The organism is Kaarinaea lacus, from assembly GCF_975902315.1.
This window is the reverse complement of sequence record NZ_CDLKIE010000529.1, coordinates 1-4057: the sequence shown is the minus strand read 5'-3', so window position 1 is coordinate 4057 and position 4057 is coordinate 1. Positions and strand designations below refer to the sequence as shown.

At 42.2% G+C, this 4057-nt stretch carries 4 protein-coding genes; 1 reads left to right on the top strand and 3 read right to left on the bottom strand.

Annotated features, from left to right (window positions below):
- From ACWVCM_RS16520 to ACWVCM_RS16510, 3 genes are all read right to left on the bottom strand, one after another.
- The coding region (locus ACWVCM_RS16520; protein WP_455202872.1) for a hypothetical protein at nt 1–315 on the bottom strand (315 nt) is incomplete at its 3' end.
- Nucleotides 316–1230: 915 nt separating this feature from the next.
- Nucleotides 1231–1956 carry a tellurite resistance TerB family protein gene (locus ACWVCM_RS16515; RefSeq protein WP_455202871.1) on the bottom strand — a complete coding sequence of 242 codons (726 nt, stop codon included), beginning with the start codon at nt 1954–1956 and terminating at the stop codon, nt 1231–1233.
- Nucleotides 1957–2146: 190 nt separating this feature from the next.
- On the bottom strand, nt 2147–2530 hold the full coding sequence (locus ACWVCM_RS16510) for an HPF/RaiA family ribosome-associated protein (protein WP_455202870.1): 384 nt from the start codon (nt 2528–2530) through the stop codon (nt 2147–2149).
- A 116-nt stretch (nt 2531–2646) separates the two neighbouring features.
- Between ACWVCM_RS16510 and nhaR the strand changes: the two genes are divergently transcribed.
- The gene (gene nhaR / locus ACWVCM_RS16505; protein WP_455202869.1) at nt 2647–3537 is read left to right on the top strand and encodes a transcriptional activator NhaR; all 891 of its coding nucleotides are present in this window, start codon (nt 2647–2649) and stop codon (nt 3535–3537) included.
- Nucleotides 3538–4057 lie beyond the last annotated feature (520 nt).

The window sequence follows — 4057 nt, the reverse complement described above, 5'->3', positions numbered from 1 at the left end:
TATCGCGCTCCCGCCGGGGCTATCGCTCAACTTCAAGCTGTTCCCGCGACCGTCACTGCCATAATAGACTTTGGCCTCAAGTGTTCCGTTAATGAGCTGATTACCGTTAAACGTATTGTCCGCATTAAGACGTGCATAACGCGCATCGGTAGTGGCGGTGTCCAGAGAAACCGTTCCCGTATAGGTGATTGGGCCGCCTGAAAGACCATATCCCGTATCAACTTGAGTGACACCACATGCCGTAAGCAACAGCAACACTGGCGCACACAACGCGAATCTTACGTGTGTACTTTTCGTTCCCCATACCCTGTTCATAAGCTCTCCTCCTTGGTAGATTAATAAAAGAACTACGGTTCATTCGTAATTTACGCGCACTTTCACGTATGGCTCCGTGAAGATTCCACACGCCTGGATTGATATTAAATTGCTTGTATAGATAGCCGACAGCATCAATTGTCTCCGCCATGATCGTATCCTTAGGAATTAGGCTTACAACACAACAATTTAATTCAAGATTTGCCAATCTACAGGATGTCTGCTTACACGCGACTTATTTTATATACAGAACACGTTGAGCCAAAAAAGACAACTATTAGAAATATAAAAGTATTTTTCGTAATAATATATATGAACGTGTTTGTTTTAGATTGATCCACATAGCAACATCTCTTTGCGTGAGTAAATCAATAATTCTACAAACTTTAAAATGACAACTTAAGAACAAGAACAATGTTTTATTGAAATAAATTGATTAACTGACAGAAATGGCTAAGGAGAATAATTCTTTTTAATTAATATAAATTAAAGACTAAATACGTTAGCTTTACTTTGACATGAGTCAACCACTACAACAATGGCAATATTTACATCAATGCTTGATAAGTTTGACATTGCAAATTTCTTCTTAACAATTCCTCATCCTACCCTGCATATATCTTAACTATCTAATTATTATTTTTTAAGATCTTCTGATTTTTTACGCGCCAACATATGTTGTTTTAATTCGTTATCAGTCTCTAGTGTATCTGTGAAGAATTTGATCATAGCTGTTTGGCGATAACCGGGTCGGACCGCTAAAGGGGACGGAGGGATTTATTTTTAACCATCATGTATGTGGTAAATTTTAAATCCCTCCGTCCCCTTTTATTCAAAGGTAAAAGGCGTCAGAGGCCTTTTACCGCTCACAGTTGAAAGAAAAGTGCTCTGACCACTTTACAGAGGGGTTCTTTTTTACGCCGCTTCGGCTATGGCGTCCTGAGCTTGTTGCTGTAACTGTCGAGCCAGGTCCTTAGGTAAACGCAAGGCCATCGCCAGTTCATCCAGGTAAATATTTTCTTCAGAACTATCTGGGGTAATCGCCAAACACGATGCTAGATAAACTGCTGTGCTTTGTTCAATATTGACAACACCACGAGCGATATCATCAATGGAAACTGGCTTTTGTAATAGGTCAAATATCGCGCCTTTGGTTTCGCTCGGTAAGTCCATATCTTCTACTGTTTTGAATATCCGCTGTTGTTCCATTTGATCTATGTGACCATCAGCTTTTGCTGCCGCAATCATTGCTTTGACAAGGGTAAGCTCAAACTCTAATGAAGTATTATGTGCAGCTTCTCCAAAAGCGGTGGTGTCTTTCAATTTTAAATGCTGAGCTCCAACATGGCTGTTGACCTGTCGAACATTATTTTTTTGCCAGTTATTGAACGCCTGGTAGGCCAACCCACCGAGAAGGGCAGCACCGCCATAGGTTGCAGCAGAGCCTGCAAATTTTCTGGCGGACTTGCTTGTAGTCAGCAGCGCAAGAATACCTCCTGCTGCCGCTCCTCCGGCGAGACCACCAGGGATATTGCTGGCTAACTTAGTAATCGTAGCCCCAACTCCCTGAGTACTACTACTTGGTGATGAATAACCATCTGATGCACCTAAAAACTGATTAAATAAATTTGGTATATTCATATGCTTTGATTCCTTGTGTTGGCATAAGTGTAATGAGTTTTTTCTCGACGACCATTAAAACGAAATGCGCGTAAAAGACTGGTAAAAATACTGAATAGCGCCACAAAAAAACTCCTCATTACTGTTGTGGCATTTGGATTGCGATTCTGTAGTTGAACTTATTAATGGCTTCGCCATGTTCGCCTCCCAGCTATTGGTTAATATCCAGAGCAGTGTTGGCGCTACTATTTATGGAATACTGGGCTTTCTCACGTAATGCATATATTGATTTGTCTCGTCGTCTGATCAGCCTTCTGGTGACGGTACGGCTAACGCGATCGGCTGCCCGATTAATGGCTGCATATATGCTTGATTCGGTATCCTGGACGATGACATCCGATGTGCGTGGCAGATTGATTTGTATAAAACAACATTTATCATTTATGCCCGTATGTCCATTGACGTCGTATAAGCGAACGAGGATTCGGTCGATATGTTCGCTCCGAGTACTAAGTGCGAATTCAAGGCGTGTTTCTATATGCTCACGAAGTTCCTGAGTTAATGGAAAGTCGGGAGTATGAATATCAATGTGCATATCGCCTCCTACTGGATGTCAGGATTTCATTGCAAGTTAGCATAAAGGCATCCAGGGGTTTTAAAAAGTCGAATAATTCATTACAATTGTTCGAATATTACGAAGTATAGAATTCCATGATAAATTATAAGCATTTGCATTATTTCTGGATGGTTGCCAAGCAAGGTGGGGTCATACGCGCCAGCGAACGTCTACACATTACGCCGCAAACAATTAGTGGCCAAATAAGCTTATTGGAAGAGCAGCTTGGCGAAAAGCTATTCGAAAAATCCGGACGAAATCTGGAGCTTACTGAAACCGGCAGGCTAGTGATCAGTTACGCCGATGAAATATTTTCCCTGGGTAATGAGCTCGAAGAATCAGTGCGCAATCAGCCTGTTGATAGGCCGATGGTTTTTAAGGTCGGCATTGCTGAGGTAGTACCAAAATCTATTGCCTATCACCTGATAGCGCCCGCAATGGAGTCCTGTGACCCGGTACGTATAGTATGCAAGGAAAATGACCTCGAAAGTTTGTTGGCGGAGCTTGCCTTGCATCACATAGACCTGGTTATTGCAGATGGTCCGATACCAACGAGTGTAAACGTTCGAGGATTTAACCACGCACTGGGGGAGAGTGGTATCAGTTTCATGGCCGTACCGGCTCTAGCCAATAAACTACGAAAAAACTTTCCGCAAAGTCTTGATGGTGCACCAATATTAATTCCAAGCGATATAAACATGGTGCGTCCACGTCTTTTAAGCTGGCTGGACAGTTTGCGAATTTACCCTCGTATTGTTGGAGAGTTTGACGACAGCGCACTGATGAAAGTGTTTGGCCAGGCAGGTGCAGGTGCTTTTATTGTTCCTACCGCAATAGCCGATGAAGTTGCAAAACAATTCAGAGTTAAGAAATTTGGCGAGACAGAAAAAGTCCGCGAGCAATTTTATGCAATTTCTGTTGAGCGTAGGATTTCTCACCCGGCAGTTGTGGCAATTACCGAAAAAGCACGTTTCTGGTTAAAATAATTTAGAGAAAACCCATTAAGGGGTCTGACCCTTTTAATTGAGATGTAACAATGTAATTTAGTACACAAAGTCCATAACGTTTCTTCGCCTCAAATAACCAACGAATCCAGTTCATTCGATCTTTGTGAAACTTGAGAAGAAACTCTTTTTTGTGACAACGGTGAGTTTTGAACATGGATGTTCTTATGTCGCGGAGCACATGGATGTGCGAGAGCGACAATATGCCAAACATAGCCTGGCAAAAAGTAACGATTAGCGCGGGGCATACTGCATCCCTATTATTGTTATTATTCTTAGACGCACTATTCTACATATGAAAACAGCCGTTTAAAGGGAAATTTTAACGTTTTTTAAGTCCTTTAATGATATCCTTCAATACGTTACACAGGTCCGACCCCGATACCTCCGATACCTCACCGGGCTTTCGTCGAACTGCGAATGTCCATTTAGAATATTTGCTAGTTTACCGGGTCGATTCGCACATACCCAATGGGTATAAATCCCTGTGCTCTCGCGACAT